A 19,882-nucleotide genomic window follows, 5' to 3' on the forward strand; every position below is an offset into this window, starting at 1 on the left:
GGGGAGGTGGTTTTTTAGTTGCTTGTTCCCTTAACGGCCTTCACAGTAGCCAATGCAGCAGTGAGATCATCATAAATAACATTCCCTACAACAACCGTATCAGCGATCGCAGCCATTTCTGCCGCTTGCTCAGGGTTACGAATCCCACCGCCATAAAAGAGGTGGGCTTCTCCCGCGCCTGCTTTGGCAGCCTTTACGATTGCCGGATCGCCGTATGTACCGCTGTACTCCATGTAGACAATCGGCAAACGACAAATGTTCGTCGCTACCTGCGCATACGCTTTGGCCTGCGAGGCATCCGCAATCGGACGTGCTTTCGTCAGCTTTGCTACGCCCGCTTCTGGATTGGCGATGATATATCCTTCTGTAATGATCTCATCCCAATGAATATAAGCGCCAAACGCTTGAAGCCCCGATACATGCGGAGCAAAAATCCAGTCTGGATCGCCAGCGTTCAGTACGAGCGGGATCAAGTACGAATCAAATCCCGGCACAACAGCATCCAGCGAGGAAATCTCCAGGACAGCCGGTACTGCGTAACGACGCAATCGCGACATCAATTCGAGTGTATTGTCATAGGTCACACCGTACGTGCCGCCTACAATGATCGCATCTGTTCCGGACTCGCAAATCGCCTCCAAGGCCTCGTCATCGATTGTTTTATCCGGGTCTAGTTTAAATGTATGGCGCCAGCCACGATAGTCAATCAACGTTGCCTGCCTCCTAGCTATTTTCCGATCCGCTCAAGCGCCATCTGATATCCGTCATTTCCATAGTTCAAACAGCGTTTGACGCGAGAAATGGTCGCCGTACTTGCGCCGGTTTCTGCTTCAATCTGATTGTAAGTAAAACCTTTGCGGAGCATTCTCGCCACTTCCAGACGCTGTGCGAGCGACTGCATTTCGTTCACCGTGCATAAATCGTCAAAAAATTGATAGCACTCTTCCATCGTTTCCAGGGAAAGAACAGCTTCAAACAACTGCTCGAGCCCTTTTCCTTTTAATTTTTCCAATTGCATGTCTGTCACCTCTGTTATATAGTCCGTCTTTCGAGCGGTTTCTCACTGTACAATTTTTAAGCACTAAAGCTTCAACAATTATCTTAGAAGAAACCGCCTTCATCCGCAAGCCCTAATCCTTACTGGAACTTGAGCGACTTCGACAGACCCGGTGAGTTCGGCAATATGGACACCCATGTATTTCCGGGCAAAAGCGGTACTTCTTGCGTCAAAGCCGCGTCCTCATAGGCACGGATAACTCCATTGCTTCGCTTCCATTTTATCTTGCGCGCTTTTCCTTGCTGGAATATATAACCGTCGCCCGGACCGATTACATCAACCGATAGACGCCCTTCTTTATCCAGCACGCGGTGTTTGGCAGAGATGACCAACAGATTGGTCGTGGACAACTGTTTCTTGTCACTCAAGTCCAAATGCGGCTTGCCTGCCGTAAAGCGCATGTATTTCTTTTGCTCGGCATCATATGTAAAAGCAGCTTTATTCAATGAGTGGAAAGTCAGATCTACCTGTGTAGCAGGCTCGCCTTCCTTGACCTCGGCATCCTCCGGCAGGAACGTGAAGTGAGGCACCTCTGCCGTTTGACGCATCCCTTTATCCTGCATCGCTTTTTCCAAGAGTTCTGGCTTGGTGTACAGGTTATGTGGCATTTTGCGGAACTTTTCTCTCCAAAAGTATTGACCGTTCGGGATTTCATCCAGATGACTGAGGTCTTTTCGCGCCAAGGTTTCCAGCGCATCCGGGCTGCCTCCCGCGTGAACGAGGACAGCATCAAAGCCGTTTCCGATCTGGATAAAATAAGGCCGGATACTGCGGACAGGTCCGATTACTTCCGGTTTTTGGCTTTGGAATATCGCAAGAAAGCGAGTCATTTCCCCTTCGGACAGTACCTCATAAATCATGTCTGCTTTGTTGATGCCTGTTTGTGGACGGGCGGGCGGAGCATTGTTGATCATCACCATGATCGGGCGTTTGCTCCCCAGATTTTCGTGACTGCCAAGTCCTGTCATCGGTGCCTTATACGCATATTCGATGGGCTGATTCGTTTCCGGTGGCGTTTGCACAATCGGATCAGGTATCTGCGGACTAGGTTGGGTGTCCACCGGCTTTTGTCCGCAAGCGGTTGTTACGAGCATGAAGGCTAGTACCATGAGAGACGATTTGACTGTTCGTTTCATATGAATCGCTCCTTTCCATCTCTCGTCGTCTTTTTTTCCCTGTTTCTTTTTCCAGAACGATACAGGGGAATCCTGCTTCCACACGTTTTCCACGATTCTCATACGTCCGTGCCACACATCTTGTTTTTGGCTATGCTACAATACGGATATAAAACAGATGCAAAGCGAGGCCACAATCTATGAATACCCCCTACCTCGTCTATCTGGTGGACGATGAAACGAACCTGTTGGAGCTCTTGCAATCGTATTTGCAAAGTGCCGGATTGCAAGTGAAAGCGTTTTCTAATGGCAAGGACGTCTTGCCGTTACTTGATGAAGAAACACAGCCGCATTTGTGGATATTGGATATCATGATGCCTGACATCGACGGCTATGAGCTCTTGCGTCTTATCCGCGAAAAGTCGAATGTCCCGATCATCTTCATCTCCGCTCGCGATCAGGATGTCGATAAAATCATCGGATTGGAACTGGGCAGCGATGACTATTTGGCGAAGCCTTTTCTCCCTCGCGAACTGGTCATCCGTGCGAAAAAGCTGCTACAGCGCACTTATGAGAAGCCCGGTGCTAATGCTGCCTCTACCCAAACCTTCCAAGATTGGGTAACGGTTGATCCTTATATGATCTCAGAAAAAGGCAGACAAGTAAAAGAAGGCGACGAACTTATTGATTTAACCACAAAAGAATTCGAGCTCATCGTCTACCTTTTGCACAATCAAGGCTTGGCCTTGAATCGCGAGCAAATTCTGACCTCCATCTGGGGAGAAGACTACATCGGCTCAGACAGAGCTGTCGATGACTTGGTGAAGCGCATCCGCAAGAAAATGCCCAAGTTTCCATTGGAGACGGTCTATGGCTTCGGCTACCGAATGACGCGTATATGAGCAAATTCCGGCTGAAAAATCTGCCGATATCCAGGCAAATCCTCATTTTGTTCATGATCCTGACAAGCGTCCTCGGGGTTGGCCTTGGCATCGGGTATCCGATGGCTGTCAAACAGTATCTGGTCTCCAACACTTACTCGCTCTTGGAAGAAGAGTTTTACACCTTATCTCAGCATATCTCCTTCAACGAGCATAATGAGCTGCTGCCTGTTCCGGCTGCGGCCCCTTACTTTTTACAGCTCTTGCTCCAACGTTATGAGTACTCATTTGATATGATCGTCTATGCTGAAAATGGTCAAGAGCTGGGTCGCCGAAGCAATAGCAATGGCCGTATTCCGTATGAGGATTCCAAGGAGCTGTTCCTAAAAGCAGCCACATACCCAAGCAACAAGCTCCAGCATGGTTCGCTGGATCGTGGAGCCGAGAGCTATTTGTTCGTCAGCAAAAAAATGGATTACCATGGCTTCCCCTACTACATGGTGCTCTTCTCCAAGGAACAGGAGCTCAACCAGATTAATTCGATCCTGACTCGTCAGTTTTTGCTCGTGTTTGGTCTGCTGCTGCTCGTAAGCTGGTTGTTGGCCGTGTGGTTTAGCGGGTATTTGAGCAGACCTTTGCGTACACTTGAAGAGCTGTGCAAAAAAATCGCTCGTCGTCAGTTCGATATCCCGCTTGCGATGGATCGCGGAGATGAGATCGGTCAGCTCGCCCGCTCATTCGATATGATGAAAAACCAACTGAAGGAATACGACGAGTCACAGCAACATTTTGTCCAAAATATTTCCCATGAGCTCAAAACACCGATCATGGCAATTCAAGGATACACACAAGGGCTCATCGAAGGCGTTTTCCAGGGCCCTCAGGCTGAAAAAGGGCTTTCCATCATCATGGAAGAGAGCAAGCGCCTCGAAAAGGTCGTCGGACAGCTCTTGTACATCACGAAGATCGAGTCTGTCTCTCAAATGATGCAAGTCGACCGCGTCGACCTGTCAGAGATGATGCACCTGTTGAAGCAGCGGCTATCCGTGCTCAATCCGCAAATCGAGTGGGAGTTAAATCTGGCAGCCGACTTGATCGTGGAGGGAGACGGCGAGCAATTGAGCACTGCATTCGTCAATATCATGGAAAATCAATTGCGCTACGCCAAAAGCCGACTTACCATCACAGGTAGACACGCGGGAAAAAGCGTAGTCGTCGCGATTTCCAATGACGGGCCACTTATTGAGGAGGCGCTGCTGCCGAATTTGTTCCAGCGTTTCCGCAAAGGAAAGTCGGGCAAGCATGGGCTTGGACTCGCGATTGCCCGTGCCGTCTTGGAAGCACATAAAGGGACGATTGATGCCCGCAACGATCCAGATGGACCTTGCTTTACAATGATCGTACCCGTTGAGTTCAAAGGCCGATTGAATTGACAGGAGGGGACACTTGTCCTCTCTTTTTCTATTCTAAAAGAGAAATTCAATAAAAGCGTAAGAAGATACCGTAACAAAACCGAGCTTCTCATACACGTGTACCGCCGTAGGATTATAGGTGGCGAGTATATTCGGAATCTGTACGCGCGTTAGGAGAGGCTCTGCTAATGCTAACACGCCCTTTTGTCCATCTGGCAGGCTGCCATCTAGCACTTCTTTCAGATAGGAGAGCATCGGCTCCACTTCGTAATTTTCCTCCCCCTCTACCACATGAAGAGAAAACGCGTGAAAAGGCATCCCTTTTAAGTAAGACCCGATGGCGATTAATTCTTTTTGGGCGCTGTCCGTTACAACGACGCTCCTGTCCGTTCGCAAATACATATTTCCGTATAAAATGTACGAATCTTCTAACGAAATTTGCTCCAAAAGCTGGCGTTGTTCATGACCTGTTCGCAATTTTAGCAAAGAAATCACTCCTTCTAACGATTCCCTATTGACGTTGTCGTACTTCACGGTTACCATGGTAAAAATTTCTCTATTAAAGAGGCAGTTCAAAAATCGAGACCAACTTCACCTAGGAGGAGAGAATCGTGGCTTTTTATTACACAGAACCATCTCGAACGTTTAATGAGTTTTTGTTGTTGCCAAATCTCACCACAAAAGAATGCACTCCGAACAATGTGGACTTATCCACTCCGATTACCAAGTATAAAAAAGGTGAAAAGCCTGCCATCTCACTAAACATACCGTTCTCATCCGCAGTCATGCAAGCAGTTTCCGACCATCATATGGCGGTCGCATTGGCTAGATGTGGCGGTATTTCGTTTATTTTTGGCTCCCAGTCCATCGAGAGCCAGGCAACCATGGTGCGCAAAGCAAAGGGCTACAAGGCTGGTTTCGTCGTGAGCCGTTCCAACCTGACACCAAGCCATACGCTGAAAGACATTTTGGAATTGAAAGAGGCGACAGGTCACTCCACCGTTGCCATTACGGAAGATGGTACGGCAAAAGGCAAGCTGCTCGGAATCGTAACAGGTCGCGATTATCGCATCAGCCGTGACTCTCAGGACAAACTCGTCAGCGATATCATGACGCCATTCTCGAAGCTGATCTATGGCAAATCTGGCATCTCGCTCTCCGAAGCCAATGACCTGATCTGGGAGCACAAGCTCAACTGCTTGCCAATCGTGGACGAAAATCAAAATCTCGACTTCCTCGTTTTCCGCAAGGACTACGATTCCCGCAAAAACAATCCGCTGTCCCTCTTGGACGCGAACAAGAGCTATATCGTAGGTGCCGGTATCAATACAAAGGACTACAAGGAGCGCGTCCCTGCGTTGGTGGAAGCAGGCGTTGATATTCTGGTCATCGACTCCTCCGACGGCTTCAGCGAATGGCAACGCGAGACGGTTCAATATGTAAAAGAAAACTTCAATGTTCCGATCGGTGCAGGTAACGTCGTCGATAGGGAAGGCTTCCGCTATCTCGTGGAATCAGGTGCAGATTTCATAAAAGTAGGGATTGGCGGCGGCTCCATTTGCATTACCCGCGAACAAAAAGGAATCGGACGCGGCCAAGCCTCTTCCCTCATTGAAGTGGCAGCAGCTCGCGACGAGTACTTCAAGGAAACAGGCATTTACGTTCCGCTTTGCTCGGACGGCGGAATCGTACATGACTACCATGTGACACTGGCTTTGGCTATGGGTGCAGACTTTGTCATGCTGGGCCGTTACTTCGCTCGCTTCGACGAAAGCCCGACCAAAAAAGTGAAGATCGGCAACAACTTCGTGAAAGAATACTGGGGAGAAGGCTCCAACCGCGCTCGCAACTGGCAACGCTATGACACTGGCGGCAAAAGCAGTCTCGTCTTTGAAGAAGGCGTAGACTCCTATGTACCATACGCAGGAAGCCTGCGCGAGAACATGGATCGCACCTTGAGCAAAATCAAATCGACCATGTGCAATTGCGGGTCGCTTTCTATCTCAGAGCTTCAACAAAAAGCGCGAATCACCGTCATCTCTGCTACCAGCTTGGTAGAAGGCGGCGCACATGACGTTATCTTGAAAGAAAGCAGCATGGCTGCTGAGTAATACAATCGACGCGTAATCACAAAAAACCAGTCTGCGGCTCACAGTGCTAGCAGACTGGTTTTTTTCTTAAAACCCTCACGCGATGAGGGCTGGATATCCAGGCATCTTTTTAGTGGTAGCAGGAATGTTAGTCGACAACTGTCATCATTGTTACGGCAACCGATATTCGGCAAACGGTTCCCCGTTTCGATACGTGTCACTCAATCGATCCAGCTCTGCCAATGTCGCTTCATCCAACGTCAAAGCTGCACTTTGCAAATTATCCGTAAGCTGCCCTACACGGGTCGCGCCCACGATCACCGAAGAGACAGCGGGCTTGTGCATGAGCCAAGCCAGGGACAGCACACTGGGGGATACGCCTAGCTCCGCCGCTACCTGACTGATTTTGCGACCAAACTCCAGCTTGTCTTCACTCAGCAACCGGATGAAACGCGGCTCCTTGTCCGCACGCGAACCAGCCGGAGCCTGTTCTGCGGAGGTATATTTTCCTGTTAAAATTCCGCCAGCGAGCGGGAAGTACGGAATGATCCCCACCCCCTGGTCAAGACAAAGCGGTACGAGTTCACGCTCGGGTGTCCGATCGGCAAGCGAGTAGCTGACCTGCGTTGATACGTAACGATTCAGCCCTTCCCGCTGACTAATACCGATTGCCTTCATCAATTCCCAGGCCGCATAGTTGGAAGCCCCGATGTAACGAACCTTCCCGGACCGAACCATGTCATCTAGTGCGCGGAGTGTTTCTTCCAAAGGCGTCTCTGGATCAAACGTATGAATTTGATATAAGTCCACATAATCGGTGCGTAAACGCTTCAAGCTGTTCTCCAGCTCCAGCATCAGGTGATAACGCGATGAGCCTCTCTGATTCGGTCCTTCGCCTTTTACCAAACCAGCCTTCGTCGCCAAAACGACCTCGTGCCGCTTCCCTTCCAATGCCAGCCCGATGATTCGCTCCGATTCTGTTTGCGTGTAAATATTTGCCGTATCAATAAAGGTAATGCCGTTTTCGATTGCGGTATGAATGATGTTTACAGACGTTTGCTCATCCGCACGCCCTCCGAATGAGTTCGTGCCTAATCCCAATGCTGATACCTTCAATCCACTGCCACCGAGTCGGTAGTATTTCATATTGTGATCGACCTCTTTTCATAATAGGAGTGCTCTTCCATTATCTCCTATTTGGGAGGGATTGAAAAATAAGATTAGGAAAGTTTACTTTTCGAAATATTCTGTATTTTTTTCATAGTTCTTGATACACACATTTGGGATACATTTAAAAAATCTGCTGTTTGCGTCTGATTGTAGCCTGCCATCCTTAGTTGCAGGACTTGCCACTCTTTTGATGAGACTTGATTTTGCAGTTGCGCAAGCAAAGCAGTAACATACAGCTTGTCCAGCACGTACTCTTCCACGTCTCGTCCTTCGTCCTTCAAGACGTCCATAGCGGTGGCAGCTTCATGGCTCGAAGCAGATGCCTTTAAGTATGGCTCCTGTAAATACTTCACAGGTCTCCCGACATCCAGCGCTTTTTTGATCTGTTCCTCATTTTCACCCAACAGTGCAGACAATTCTTCTAGGGTAGGGAGATATCCCAGGTCTGCCTCTATTTTACTGATGTGTTGGAGAATCGTTGTTGCCGTTCTAGTCGGCCGTACAATATTTCCGCTATCTCGCAAAAAGCAGTTGATCTCCCTCACAATCGTTATGACTGCAAAGGACGAGAACTTCACACCTCTTGCTATATCAAAACCTTTGATAGCCTTGATGATTCCCATTCTCCCCAATTGCAAGATATCCGCTTTTTCCAAGCAATATTGCTTCACTAATGTCTCTGGCTTTCCGATATATTTGTGCACAGAATGCCAAATGAGATCTTCATTTGCGAGTATCACTTCACCAAGATACTCACTGTCTTCCTTGCAGCGGCGGATATTCTCCATGTTATACAAGGAATATTGTGCTTGATTCTTGCCCACTCTCTGTTTTACGAACAGCGCATGCTCACTCATAATACCTCCTCCCAGCCTATCTTTCTGATTTACTTAATAAGCCGTTCATTTTTTTGTAATGGGTCATGACTTTTGTATAGTAGCCATCGTGATAACGATTTCGGTCGACATTTCCCTCGCCCTGGTTATAGGCGATGATACTTAAACGACGGTCTCCATATTTCTTTTGCAAGAGATCCAAATACTTGATACCCGCTTGCAGGTTGATCACTGGATCAAACAGGTCATCAGGATGAACTCCCAGCCAACTTCCTGTGCGTGGCATGATTTGTAATAATCCTCTTGCGCCTTTGCCAGAGATCGCGTCGTGCTGAAAACGGCTTTCCTGCCAGATCATCGCCATGATCAAAACCGGATCTATTTCGTATTGCTTGGATAATCCCAAAATCGTTTCTGTATAAAGCTCGACTGTGGCCTTATCAAGTCCCGGTGCAACCTGTGTGATTACGTTTGCAAGCTCCTTTTTTCTATGCACCTGCCTATCTGTGTCCCTGGCCGGTTTCAGCACAGGCTGAATGTCCGGCAGCCCCTTTTCTACGGCTGGCAGTACAGCATTAGCGGGAATGAATACTGCGGCAACAATGCCGATTAGTTTTGTTAGCACGTAACTCGCCTTTTCAGATGTAGCTGATGGACTGCTTGCAGAATGTTTCTCTGCATTCTCTCCACCCCGATTGCCGTATCCAATGTAAGTACCGATCGTCGCGAAGCTTGGGCAAGGGACAGATAGGCTTCCTGCACCTTGAGCAGCATGGCGTTATTCGCATCTACTTCGGTTCGCAGAAAAAAGGTTGCGTCGGGTCGCTTCGTCAAATCACTCATCGTGGAATACCAGGAAAGAGGAGTATCCTTTATATAGAAGTAGTAATAATTGGACAGTTCGTAATGATCAATGATGATAAAATCAACGTTCTCCTTCGAAAGCCTCGCCATTTCTCGTTGATAGTCCAGAAAATCCGCTTCAAAAAGCTTTCCTACCGCTTTCTCATCCAGCTCAATTTCGCAGCGAAGCCACATGCCAATGACTGCTCCAATTGGAGTATCTAAACGCGGAAACGATACTCTTTTCACTTTATATCCGAGGCATCTCAAATTTTCTTCTAGTAACGCCGCTTGGGCTTCCTTCGCATTGGCGTCAATTCCTTCGAAAGCGACAATCGTGGGCTGTCTCATGGCACTACATCGTCTCCTCATTTGTCGAGATTTCCTCTGCTGCTTCACGAAGCTTTTTCTCTGCTTCCAGCTCAGCCGCCTGAGTAGCCAGATGATCTGCTAGCATTTGTTCGAATTCTTCCTTTGTAATCTCATAAATCTCGGAATGGAGTCGGTTCACCGTGTATCCCATACCGTCGGTCAGTAAAAAGTTTGTGTAGGTCAACGGCTCCTCACGAAACTCCTGCTTTTCGTAATCGAAAGCAATGAGTGCTTTTTCAATGCCCGCTACGCAACCGCCGAACCAGATATTTACCTCTTCTTCTCCACCCTCGGCTGTAGGTGTTGTATGCATATTGGTCGGAACGTGTACATATTTTCCAATGACCTGATGGGAGAGCTCCTCGGTCAATTCCTCATTCATCTTTTTCAACAAAACTGCCATGCTGGATCATTCCTTTTCATCGATTATTTGTGTATGTCTACAGCTCACCGTACTGCTTCAAAATCGCCTTGATGATTTGACACACTCTTTCCTTGCTGATATTGAATCTCTGGCCAATTTCCTCGTGGTAATAGCCTTCACTTCTCATCTGGAGAATCAGCTTGTCTCGCGTGGACAGCTTCATATACTCCATGATGTCGATCATCATCTCTACTTCCTCATAGCGAAACTCCTCACTCGGAGAAGCAATACGACTGATCATCGTTTCCTCTTCATTCTCATCTCCACCAGAGACAAGAACTGCATTACTGTTTGTCAGGTTTTTTTGCGTGCCGGCTTTCCGCAAGCAGTCGCGAATTTTATTCGTAATCACATGATCGACAAAGGTAGTCACTCTGGCTTTTTCCTGGTCGTAATCCTTCATCGTGCGATACACCTTTAAGAGAACCTCCTGAACGACATCATCATGGGTCATTCCAGCAAACGTCATTCCGGTCAGCTTGGCTTCACAGTTTTCTTTTGCCTTCTGCAAAAAATCATCGACTTTCCCTGCGAAAAATAACTCGTCCATTTGGTGAAGTTGATCTGTCATGTACTTCATCCCTCCTCATGCTCCTATTCACAGTTGCTCTATCACACTAGGTAATGGGAGGAGGGATTTAGCAACCAGCTTTCAAAATTTTTTTCGGACAAGTTTGCAAGGTACCAGCCGTGAATACTTTTCCATTCAAAGTCTTCCAGGAAGCACACTGACGCTTAAGGTACCACTGGCAATCGCGGCAAATGTCATGAACCACACAACCACAAGTCATGGGTACGACATCCTGTTCCTTTGCTGACATCACGATGTCGTTGACTGTGATTTTCTTTTGGCAGGCTTTTTCATAATCACATCCCTGACAGGCCATGCTACCCACCGATCCTGACAATCCCGATTCCTTTTAGGGACTCAGGATTTACTTGAACATGCTCGCGAAAGAACTCTTCCAAAACAGCTATGGGGGTGTCTTGGGTCGACGTATATTTCATGACCTGCACCTGCTCTCCATCTGCCGAAAAACTAATCTGATAGTACATGGTTTCTCCCCTCCTTTTGCCTCTTGTCGAATCTATACGAAGCGATTTGCGATGCATTAAGCGGATTTTGAAATAAAAAAAACCAGCCGTTTATTCCAGCTGGTCCTCTACGTATAATTCCTCTATCATTTCCTCTGTTATCTTCATCTTCCCAAATTCCTGGCAAACTTTTTGAAATCCAAACAGCAGGGAGTCATTTTCTGTGAAAACCTCGTTCAGGTCCATTCCCACCATGCCAAGCGCGTCACTGAGCTCCTCCCAGCCTTCGCGATCGATATCCTCTCCTAGTAGAAATTCAGCTAATGCAGCAATAATTACGACATACAATACGGCTTTTTTGGAATCTCTCATTCTTATCCCCCTCAATTCTTATTCGTTTGAGATAGAATAGACAGTTTCGAATGAGTTTTCTCCCTTTAAAAAGAAAAAGCCCGCTGTAAACGGGCCTACTTTACATCTGAGATGATTTTTTGAATCAAACTTTCATCAATCAAATGGCTGGCTACTGTCAATGCCTTTGCCATTCGCTCCTTATCTCCATCAAAAACCTCGTGGATAATGTGACGCACACTTTCTTCATTCAGCATGAAGTTCTTGGCCATCGCCATAATCCCAACAACAGCTTCATGGTCCTTGAGCGCCTTCGTAGAAACTTTTTCCTTCGTTTGTTGAATGATGATTTGTATCCTATCACTTCGCAATGTTATGACCTCCTGGCTTATTGACGACCGAATATGTATTCCAAGGGAGACATCTTCCTCATCTGTCTAACCTATGAACGTAGAAGGAGCACATTTTGTTCCCAAAATTCTCAGCAAAAGGGGGTGAATCATTCGTGGTTGTCGACCTCTATCATCATCTCTATGAATTACTGTCTACAGATAGCCAGTTGCTCGCATTACTCGGAATTGCTCCAGAAGACAAGGACTCCCTATCCAAGCAGATTATCAAACGAAGAAAGCTCGCCGAGCTATCTGATGTTACGAAGCCTCTCCTTTCCTTCTACGCAACTTCCGGAAAGCGCGACACCGATAATCCCCTCCTTCTCACCAGCTTTTTCCGATTGGATGTGATCACGCCTGGTGATGTCGAGCTGGCGCATCAGATCACGAACCATCTTTTCCATCTCTTAAACGGCAAAAGCTTATCGATGAATGGAATAGAAGGATTGGACACGTATGTTGTCTCCCAGCAGGAATCCGATACCGGCCATTCCTCTGCGTACTGCTTCACACTGATCACGAAGTTTACTTTGCAAGTTTGTTAGACATTTCAAAACCCCGTCTATCCTATGACAAGCTGATCGCGGTTCCCTTTCCACACGATTCAGCAACAGCACCCAAATCCCCTATCTAGAAGGAGTGACTTTCATTGTCTAAAAAAATGATTATCAAAGGTGTCGGTCAATTTCTTGCCAAACGCGCTTCCAAAGATGGAAATGGCGTCGAAGTCATTACGCTTGGTAATATGCAGGATCTGAAAATTGACATGAATGTTGAAATGGAGGATATCTTTGGCGGCGATGGACTCTTCGCCATTGACACTCTCGTCAAATCCAAAAGCATTGAGATTACCGCAACGGATGCCAAATTTGATCTGGCCGCACTTGAGCTCATGATGGGCTCCAAGCTGCAAGAGCAAAAGAGCGACTATGTCTATGTGCTGGGTGAGCAGAAAGCAATCACTGCTGGCAGCCTTGATCGTTCTGCATCCACTGGCGACGCTGGTGTGTGTGAAGTCGACTTTGGCGGTACCCTCTTCAACGGCGGCGGATTTGCTGTTCGTCTGAAAAATAGCAATCGCCTGTTGAAGCAAGTTAGCTTGAGCACGTCTGCTGCGCCAAAAGCTGACGAATTCATGGTGGATACTTTCAAAGATGGCGGCGAAGATAAAACGCGTCTCATCTTCTCTCCTGCCCTGATCAATGAAGATGTGGTCTTCAACTATCAGCGAACCGAAACCGTAGACGTGGTCGATATTTTGATGGATGAAGTTCCATTCCCGGTTCATGTCGTCCATCACGGCTCCTTCCTCCAAAAAGACGGAACCTATGCAGGCATTGAAACTGAGCTGTTCTCCTGCATGGCAAAAGGCAGCTTCTCGATCGATGCGGCCCGCTCCACAGCCAGCACTTCCGCTATTTCCTTGTCCGTTATTGATCCAGAGCGAGCAGATGGCAAGCTAGGCAGTGTGAAACGCTTCGTATCGACCAAAAAAGTGTAAACCTTTCGAGGTTAATCAGGCTGAGTGGAGAGCTCCGTGCTCTTCGCTCTTGCCTTGCTTTTCTCAAAGGGAGTAACTTACAACGAATCATAGCGAACGACAACTCATTTTAGCAAGTAAATATATGTTTCAAGGAGGGATTCTTTCGTGCTAAACCAACAAGAAGATCTGGAAAAAAAACACGCAGAGATGATGAACCAGGAAGCTGTAGAGCGCATCAAAAAACAGCAGGAGGCTGATCTGGTCGAAGCTATTTTCTTTGAAGATGATAGTGAAATCATGTTGCGTGATGGCAAAACTTACCGGATTCCGCCTGTGACCTTAAAAGACGCCCGCATCCTGATGAAGAAGCTAGGAACCGTCCATATCGACGCGATTATCCTTAATTTTCTCCCCTACGAAAACAAGGAAGAAGATTTGTTCGATATCCTGCTTCTAGGCTTTCGCAACTACCCTGCGGTTACTCGTGAGTACTTGGATGAACATTGTGATTTGGAGACGGCCAAAAAGCTTATTAACCTTCTCATTGGTCTAAACGGCTTAAAAAAGTAGAGAGTGGCGAGGGTGACAGTTCCACCATTCGCGATATGGAATCTGGTGAGCCACTTGATTGGGGCGACCTATTTTTTCATCTCCATAAGGACTGTGGTTTGAAGAAATGGGATATTTGGGAGTACACCCTTCCCCAAGTAGCAGAATTAATGAAGAGAGTGAACAAATACATTCAATTTGAGGTAGAGACACGCATGGGTTTTCCTTTTTGGAGAAGAAAGGGAACGAATTCTGTCGACAGCTCTCCCCGTGCATCTAGCTCACAAGACTATCAGGAAATTTCCGAAGACGATATTGCCGTACTTGGCAAAGTGTTAGGTGGTCTATAACCCGTTTCTGTCTATTCTAAGACCAGAACGGGATTTTTCTTTTGAGGAAGGTGATATTCATGGAAACCCAACGCTTGACCGATGCCCTCCGCTCTCTAACGAGTACTGTACGAAATTCAGTAGAACAGTCGGCATCCCCATTTCGTCCCCAACAAGCTGCACCATTTTTTCAAGCACTGCATCAGCAACTGTATGAACTACGCCAAATGATACGGGACATTGAGTCGAAGCCGCTCAGCATTTCCCGTAAGTACGCGTCTCAGCCTGTTTCCCATGCTGCTCCTGCTTCCCGATTGTCCGTAAGTACAGGCGAAGTCATTACCCCATTTCGCTTTGTGACTTTTCCTGATGCTCCCGTTAAAAGAACGGAAAAGTCCTACGGCACGAGAAGCACCCTCCATTCACAAGCTTGGGAAAAGGCTGCCGTAGATGTGTTGCGAAACATGATGAGCAGCGGCCTTCACACGCTGATCACCTCGATGGATATCGAAAATTGGGAGTCAGCGAAATCTTTGAACCGCCTGTTAAAGAAGGCAGAGCGTAATTTTTTATTCAAAGACACAAACATGATGGATTTGGCGCAGGCACGCGTTTCTGGACGAACGACGGATCAAAAACAAGTGGAAGAAGAAGCCCATGGTTTGCGCGAATACTTGCGATCGGGAGTCAAACAAGACCTGCGGGATATCGCGCTAACGCATGCCGTCAGCCTTGAAGAAGTAACCAGAGCCTACTATACGTCTTCCCGCCAATCCAATGACCCGCATGTAACTGTAGCCGATATTCGGGAGAAAGCAGCTCTGTTACCAGATGGCCCTCTCGCTCCCCAAAAACGGATGCAAGCCCTCTGGCAGACAGCATCCCTAGAAGCATTCGATCTTTTTAAAAATCAGCCCGGCAGCTTTCCTACGCTTTTGATCCACCTACTTCAGCGCATGCGAGAAAGCCAGAACCAATTATCGCTCGCTGTGCGTCTGTTGAAAAATGCTGCGGATCAATACGGAGGAAAAGCCTCCTACGTCAAAGCTCAGCGCAATCTTTATGAAGGAAGTGAGCAGCGAAGACAAGAGCGTGTTACCGCACTGCTTGGTCAATCCTCTTCTCCCTTTACACAAGAGGCGCTGGAGATCCAGTCCTGGCAATTGCAAAATCTGTCTTCCTATCAGGCTGCCCGCACTCGATTGATTCGTAACAGGCTAGAACAGAAAAGGGTACAAGAGCTGTATCCGTACAATGATCGATTGTTAAAGGCATTGATTGCGGAAGAGAAAAAACTTCTTGAACAGTTGCATTTGCTCAGACGAAAGATGCGCGACGTAGAGCGTCAGGCACATTTGCTCACCAGCCGAATCCTTTTGGTCCAGCGCGCATTTGGGGGATTGCAGAGCACGATTACCACCTTGATTCCTTCCGTCTCTTCGCTGGATGAGAAGCTGCGTGCCCTTGCTGATACGTCTATCACAACCGACCAGCAGATCACGGACATGACAAGCGATTTGAAGCAGCAGGAGGAACAACTCCAGAAAACACGGGAAGCCTTGAACGAATTGACAGAAGCACTGTCCACGGCTATACCCAAACCTCCGACTGCCGCAGCGGGTTCTCAGGCCGCTCCCTCAGCTACAGCCGCAAGCAGTTCATCCTCTACCGCTAGCAGACTCGCTCCTGTTGCTGCTCTCCTTTTTGACGAATTATCTGGTGATTTCAAGACGAAGATACGGGACAAGATGTTTAAAGGCAAAAAGAAGGAGGATAAGAAAGAAGCTGACTCTGACTCCGACTCTGACTCTGACTCCGACTCTGACTCCGACTCTGACTCTGAAACCGATTCTGAACCTAAACCTAAATCCGAATCTAAACCGAAACCTAAATCTGCCGAAAAAACGAGCGATACGGATGAGACAGACTCCACTCCAAAAGGCCCATCCAAAGCAGGCAAAGCTGCTTCAACGTCTGTTGATGATGCAGCCAAGAGTGTACCAGCATGGCGAAAAGGATTAAAAAATGCTGGGAAATTTTTAAAAGGCGCAGGTGTCTTAGGTGCTGGTTTAACGGCGCTCACGTTCTTGGATACTTTTAACAAAGATTGGTTACAGCCTTTGTTTATGTCCGACACCCAGCGACAAAGCAGGGTCTTGGATAACCAAAAAAACCTCGCGGCTGACATCATGAATATTGACAAAATGCCTCCTGTTTTAAAGGCTATGGGTTATATATCAACAGCTTTTAATGCTGTTACAGATAGTGCGATCAACCTCATGGGTGGCACTGCTCCTTCATGGAGCGATTACTCGAAAGCCTTGCAAGCCGGTGATAAATACGACGGTGCTAGGCTCAAAGAAGAGTTAAATAAAACGCTTCAGCTAGACGAGAAAGAAGCTGACCTTGAATTCGAAAAAACGAAATCCGATAAGAAAAAGCTGGAGGAGAAAGATAAGAACTCTAAGCTTATCGATATCGATGGCGACGGCTCCAAGTTGGACAATACCCCCATTACTTCATGGAAAGAGGTTAAAACACTCGACCTTGGCAAGGAAGTAGTTGGTTATCATCTGGAAAAACTCGACTATAATGACAGAAATCTCAAAGCCAAATATGAACTAGAAAAGAGCAAACTTTTGTCCGAGGGCAAAACAGAGGATTCCCAGGAAATTCTAGACTTATTTGCAAAGTACCAAGATGATAGAAGAGCAAATAACAGAACAATTCGTTTTTTACTGGAAAGCCTCATCAAGAATATTCCTGACAATAGCGACGCCAACCTAGTAGGACAATTTACACTTGCGGGCTTAGATGCTTCTTATGAACAAATTAACCTCGATAAAACCAACCATACAGCCGGTACCAAAATTGAATCTGCGATGAGCAAAGTGAGCTCTGACCTGGCAAATAAAGAGCATCAGTATTACATTGACCGAAGCGAAGCACTCTTAGCTGGTCACAGTGCCAATTCTGAAGTCATTAAGAACCTCGAGGAAGAATATTTACGCAGTACTATTGAGTCGTTAGATGCAGGGAATTCTGACATGGATCGTCTTTTGGCCGAGTACCAAAACAACGAGACATTCAAGAAAAGCATCGAAGACTTTAAAAAAGGCCTCGAAAAAGCCAAATACGACAATCTCGTATCCCTGAATATGTCCAAGCGGCCCACCAAAGGAACCTTCAACATGCCTGACGGCTTGCAGCCTCTTACCTACTGGGGCATGCAAACGGCAAATGCAACACATAGCACCTACGACCTTACTTATGGTGGCAACAGCAATGTGAACATTACCATCGCCAACATGAGCGGAACCGAAGCTGACCTACAGCGCATCGGCTCGACCGTCAGCGAAGCCATTCGCAGTACACAAGCAAGCCTTTCCACCGAATTGAGCCAACAAGTACGCTCCGGCATCGCCACGAGCTACACGAGATTGTAAGGAGGTACAACGATGACCCAACAATATGCCTTTGGCACTGCCAATCAGCGCTACAAAAAAAAGCTGTTCGTCGATACAGGCTTCGAGTTCATGGAAGTAAACGCCCGTCTCATCGAGCCCTATTCTCCGCCGAGCCCCCAGCCATCCTTGCGTGAAATCAAAATCATCAACGCTCCCTCGCACATCCACCACTCCGGCTTTAGCAGCTACCAATGTTCATTGACCTTGCTTTTTCCAGATAAAGAATCGTATAACCAGTACTTGAGCTACGCAGGCTGGACCCACAAGTTTTACGATGAAAAGGGCAGCATCTTCCTTGGAAGTGCAGAATCCATCACCCCCCATGTGCTTGAGGCAGGACGGCGCTACAGCGTAACCGTCGACCTGATCCTTATCAAAAAAGACTCGATCGAACGCGAATCTCGCTTCCAGTTTCAAGATATTGAAGGGCATTGGGCGCAGAAAAACATCGAGGAAATGGCCGACCTTGGGCTAATCACGGTCATTACCAGAGATGGGAAGCCCGTCATTTACTTCCGCCCCAATGATTTTGTGACGCGCGCCGAATTTATTGCTTTTTTGAATCGGACAAGGCGGCTGGTAGAGCGGATGATTCGGGAATAGCTGAGGCTGTTCCGCGTTTCTGTCTACTCTATATAGGAGGTGATGAAAATGATCAGCTGGGCTGATGTGAATGAAAAAGACTGGTTTTTTAATGAAGTAATGGAGGCCAGCAATTATTTGATGGCTGACGGAGAACCGTTCATTCAAGGAATTGCTTATGGCTCCTTTGAAAGCAATGCTCCTTACTTGTATGAGGAGCAGAAGGGCTCCACCGGACAAAAAGTATTTACGCTCGCAGCCAAATTGACACCAAGTGCGGATAACCCCCTCTTTGTCTATATTGACGGCACGCAAACCCTTTTCAAAGAAATTCGGCCGAATCAAACAGACCCGAACAAAACGGACGTCGAGCTGTATTACGCACCATCTGCCAACTCAGTCGTCGCTTTTTCCAGCTTCGGTAAGCCTGCCTTAGACCGTTTTGGCAAACCCATTCCCCCCAACTCCTCTTCCTTTGCTTACCCGAACAAACGCCTCGATAACGGAGACACGTATTTCTACAATCCGTTCAGCCGCCAATTCAACGAGTATTTGTACGCATATGGACGCTCCTTCAAGCGGATTGATGTGCCAGAAGAGGAATGGAAATCGACACCTGCCCAAGATCTCGCCAAAAAATATATCGGACTCAAGCAAGACGTCTACATGGTTAGTCCTGCTCCCGGAGCCACGATTTATCTTCCTTACAATCTAAACGGCGTACAGTTGCGCTTCATCTACAACAGCTACGAAAACGGCGCTCTGTTTATGCGAGGCGGATATTTTTCGGTGAAAAGCCCTGGCGTATGGCGAAACGACCGCTTCTTTCCCAACGCCTACATCAATCGGGCAGAGGCTTTTCTGCTCATTGACCGGCTTCGGCGCTCTTTTTACCAACGCTTCACGGATTCACAACCTCCCACACAGCGGCTGGATGAATCCCACACGGCATACGAGGGGCAACGTGTTTTTCGCCTGAACGGTACCTATCCCGCGGGTAAAAAGCTGCTTGCCGTCAAAGTGGATGGGAAAGTGGTGAGCAGTTCCGACTATCAAGAATTTGATGATCATACGGTACTGTTCAACATGCCGCTTACGGCAGGTAAAAACGTTCATTTCTTCTATGTCAAAGAGATGAGCACCCGCTTTGAAGATGTCGGGCGTGAAAAATATATGTACAACAGCAATACCGGGGAAAAAATTGCGCTAAACGGTGGGATGGCAGGCAGCAAGCCTTCATGGTGGGCACCATCCGTCCTCTCTATGGAAGACGAGCGGTTTGGCAACGGAGATTACTTGATCGAAGGAATTGCGATCAACAATTTCGTCGATGGAGCGGCTGTCGTCAACCATATGTACGAGGTATCGTCATCCAATGCGGAAGAGAAAGAAAAATGGTTCATGCCTTACTCGCTACTAACCCGGGCACAGGCCGTCTCTTTTTTGAATCGCTTTCGAAAATGGTCCCTGGAACGGTTTAAATAGGAGGTGTTT

Annotated in this window: 23 protein-coding genes; 10 read left to right on the forward strand and 13 right to left on the reverse strand. The window is 47.5% G+C overall.

The window, feature by feature from the left end:
- Nucleotides 1–14: 14 nt before the first annotated feature.
- The 3 genes from pcrB to ASG16_RS09625 all read right to left on the reverse strand — a co-directional run bounded on the left by pcrB (nucleotide 15) and on the right by ASG16_RS09625 (nucleotide 2,193).
- Nucleotides 15–710 carry a heptaprenylglyceryl phosphate synthase gene (gene pcrB / locus ASG16_RS09615; protein ID WP_056494842.1) on the reverse strand — a complete coding sequence of 232 codons (696 nt, stop codon included), beginning with the start codon at nucleotides 708–710 and terminating at the stop codon, nucleotides 15–17.
- A gap of 17 nt (nucleotides 711–727) precedes the next feature.
- A complete protein-coding gene (locus ASG16_RS09620; protein ID WP_007717484.1) occupies nucleotides 728–1,018 on the reverse strand; it encodes a YerC/YecD family TrpR-related protein in 291 nt (96 codons plus the stop codon).
- Between the two features lie 119 nt (nucleotides 1,019–1,137).
- On the reverse strand, nucleotides 1,138–2,193 hold the full coding sequence (locus ASG16_RS09625) for a DUF3048 domain-containing protein (protein WP_056495087.1): 1,056 nt from the start codon (nucleotides 2,191–2,193) through the stop codon (nucleotides 1,138–1,140).
- Nucleotides 2,194–2,372: 179 nt separating this feature from the next.
- Here ASG16_RS09625 and ASG16_RS09630 point away from each other — a divergent pair, with 179 nt between their 5' ends.
- Nucleotides 2,373–3,074 (forward strand): response regulator transcription factor, encoded by a 702-nt coding sequence (locus tag ASG16_RS09630; RefSeq protein WP_056494839.1) that lies wholly within the window; start codon nucleotides 2,373–2,375, stop codon nucleotides 3,072–3,074.
- Nucleotides 3,071–4,486, forward strand: coding sequence for a sensor histidine kinase (locus ASG16_RS09635; protein ID WP_048031118.1), 1,416 nt, complete (start codon nucleotides 3,071–3,073; stop codon nucleotides 4,484–4,486). Before ASG16_RS09630 ends, ASG16_RS09635 begins: the two co-directional genes overlap by 4 nt.
- A 33-nt stretch (nucleotides 4,487–4,519) precedes the next feature.
- Here the strand turns inward: ASG16_RS09635 and ASG16_RS09640 are convergent, their stop codons facing one another.
- Nucleotides 4,520–4,951 (reverse strand): GNAT family N-acetyltransferase, encoded by a 432-nt coding sequence (locus tag ASG16_RS09640; RefSeq protein WP_370444394.1) that lies wholly within the window; start codon nucleotides 4,949–4,951, stop codon nucleotides 4,520–4,522.
- A gap of 125 nt (nucleotides 4,952–5,076) precedes the next feature.
- On the opposite strand from ASG16_RS09640, the gene ASG16_RS09645 reads away from it, so the two are divergent.
- Nucleotides 5,077–6,576: an IMP dehydrogenase gene (locus ASG16_RS09645; protein WP_056494834.1), complete on the forward strand. Its 1,500-nt coding sequence runs from the start codon at nucleotides 5,077–5,079 to the stop codon at nucleotides 6,574–6,576.
- A gap of 150 nt (nucleotides 6,577–6,726) precedes the next feature.
- On the opposite strand, the gene ASG16_RS09650 is transcribed toward ASG16_RS09645, so the two are convergent.
- From ASG16_RS09650 to ASG16_RS09690, 9 genes are all read right to left on the reverse strand, one after another.
- Nucleotides 6,727–7,701 carry an aldo/keto reductase gene (locus tag ASG16_RS09650; RefSeq protein WP_056494832.1) on the reverse strand — a complete coding sequence of 325 codons (975 nt, stop codon included), beginning with the start codon at nucleotides 7,699–7,701 and terminating at the stop codon, nucleotides 6,727–6,729.
- 74 nt (nucleotides 7,702–7,775) lie between these two features.
- Nucleotides 7,776–8,582: a sigma-70 family RNA polymerase sigma factor gene (locus ASG16_RS09655; protein WP_056494829.1), complete on the reverse strand. Its 807-nt coding sequence runs from the start codon at nucleotides 8,580–8,582 to the stop codon at nucleotides 7,776–7,778.
- A gap of 16 nt (nucleotides 8,583–8,598) precedes the next feature.
- Nucleotides 8,599–9,186 (reverse strand): lytic transglycosylase domain-containing protein, encoded by a 588-nt coding sequence (locus ASG16_RS09660; protein WP_056494826.1) that lies wholly within the window; start codon nucleotides 9,184–9,186, stop codon nucleotides 8,599–8,601.
- Nucleotides 9,180–9,755, reverse strand: coding sequence for a dTMP kinase (locus ASG16_RS09665; protein WP_056494823.1), 576 nt, complete (start codon nucleotides 9,753–9,755; stop codon nucleotides 9,180–9,182). The genes ASG16_RS09660 and ASG16_RS09665 overlap by 7 nt, the downstream gene beginning before the upstream one ends.
- Before the next feature lie 4 nt (nucleotides 9,756–9,759).
- Nucleotides 9,760–10,179, reverse strand: coding sequence for a hypothetical protein (locus tag ASG16_RS09670; RefSeq protein WP_056494820.1), 420 nt, complete (start codon nucleotides 10,177–10,179; stop codon nucleotides 9,760–9,762).
- A 37-nt stretch (nucleotides 10,180–10,216) separates the two neighbouring features.
- Complete coding sequence (locus ASG16_RS09675; protein WP_048031111.1) at nucleotides 10,217–10,771, reverse strand: sigma-70 family RNA polymerase sigma factor; 555 nt, start codon at nucleotides 10,769–10,771, stop codon at nucleotides 10,217–10,219.
- Between the two features lie 317 nt (nucleotides 10,772–11,088).
- Complete coding sequence (locus ASG16_RS30865; protein WP_164724532.1) at nucleotides 11,089–11,256, reverse strand: hypothetical protein; 168 nt, start codon at nucleotides 11,254–11,256, stop codon at nucleotides 11,089–11,091.
- 90 nt (nucleotides 11,257–11,346) lie between these two features.
- Nucleotides 11,347–11,607: a hypothetical protein gene (locus ASG16_RS09685; protein WP_056494815.1), complete on the reverse strand. Its 261-nt coding sequence runs from the start codon at nucleotides 11,605–11,607 to the stop codon at nucleotides 11,347–11,349.
- Between the two features lie 95 nt (nucleotides 11,608–11,702).
- Nucleotides 11,703–11,957, reverse strand: a complete 255-nt coding sequence (locus tag ASG16_RS09690) for a hypothetical protein (protein ID WP_056494811.1) — start codon at nucleotides 11,955–11,957, stop codon at nucleotides 11,703–11,705.
- 134 nt (nucleotides 11,958–12,091) lie between these two features.
- Between ASG16_RS09690 and ASG16_RS09695 the strand changes: the two genes are divergently transcribed.
- The 7 genes from ASG16_RS09695 (at nucleotide 12,092) to ASG16_RS09725 (ending at nucleotide 19,873) form a co-directional block, all read left to right on the forward strand.
- Complete coding sequence (locus tag ASG16_RS09695) at nucleotides 12,092–12,523, forward strand: hypothetical protein (RefSeq protein WP_056494809.1); 432 nt, start codon at nucleotides 12,092–12,094, stop codon at nucleotides 12,521–12,523.
- A 104-nt stretch (nucleotides 12,524–12,627) separates the two neighbouring features.
- Nucleotides 12,628–13,479, forward strand: a complete 852-nt coding sequence (locus tag ASG16_RS09700; protein ID WP_056494807.1) for a YomU family phage tail tube protein — start codon at nucleotides 12,628–12,630, stop codon at nucleotides 13,477–13,479.
- A 147-nt stretch (nucleotides 13,480–13,626) separates the two neighbouring features.
- Nucleotides 13,627–14,031: a hypothetical protein gene (locus ASG16_RS09705; RefSeq protein ID WP_048031105.1), complete on the forward strand. Its 405-nt coding sequence runs from the start codon at nucleotides 13,627–13,629 to the stop codon at nucleotides 14,029–14,031.
- Nucleotides 14,032–14,129: 98 nt separating this feature from the next.
- Nucleotides 14,130–14,360: a hypothetical protein gene (locus ASG16_RS09710; RefSeq protein WP_241970727.1), complete on the forward strand. Its 231-nt coding sequence runs from the start codon at nucleotides 14,130–14,132 to the stop codon at nucleotides 14,358–14,360.
- A 59-nt stretch (nucleotides 14,361–14,419) separates the two neighbouring features.
- Nucleotides 14,420–17,785, forward strand: a complete 3,366-nt coding sequence (locus tag ASG16_RS09715; protein WP_056494800.1) for a hypothetical protein — start codon at nucleotides 14,420–14,422, stop codon at nucleotides 17,783–17,785.
- Nucleotides 17,786–17,797: 12 nt separating this feature from the next.
- Nucleotides 17,798–18,409 (forward strand): S-layer homology domain-containing protein, encoded by a 612-nt coding sequence (locus ASG16_RS09720; protein ID WP_056494796.1) that lies wholly within the window; start codon nucleotides 17,798–17,800, stop codon nucleotides 18,407–18,409.
- Between the two features lie 48 nt (nucleotides 18,410–18,457).
- On the forward strand, nucleotides 18,458–19,873 hold the full coding sequence (locus tag ASG16_RS09725) for a hypothetical protein (protein WP_056494792.1): 1,416 nt from the start codon (nucleotides 18,458–18,460) through the stop codon (nucleotides 19,871–19,873).
- Nucleotides 19,874–19,882 lie beyond the last annotated feature (9 nt).

This window comes from Brevibacillus sp. Leaf182 (assembly GCF_001423865.2).
GTDB classification, from domain to species: Bacteria; Bacillota; Bacilli; order Brevibacillales; family Brevibacillaceae; genus Brevibacillus; species Brevibacillus brevis_C.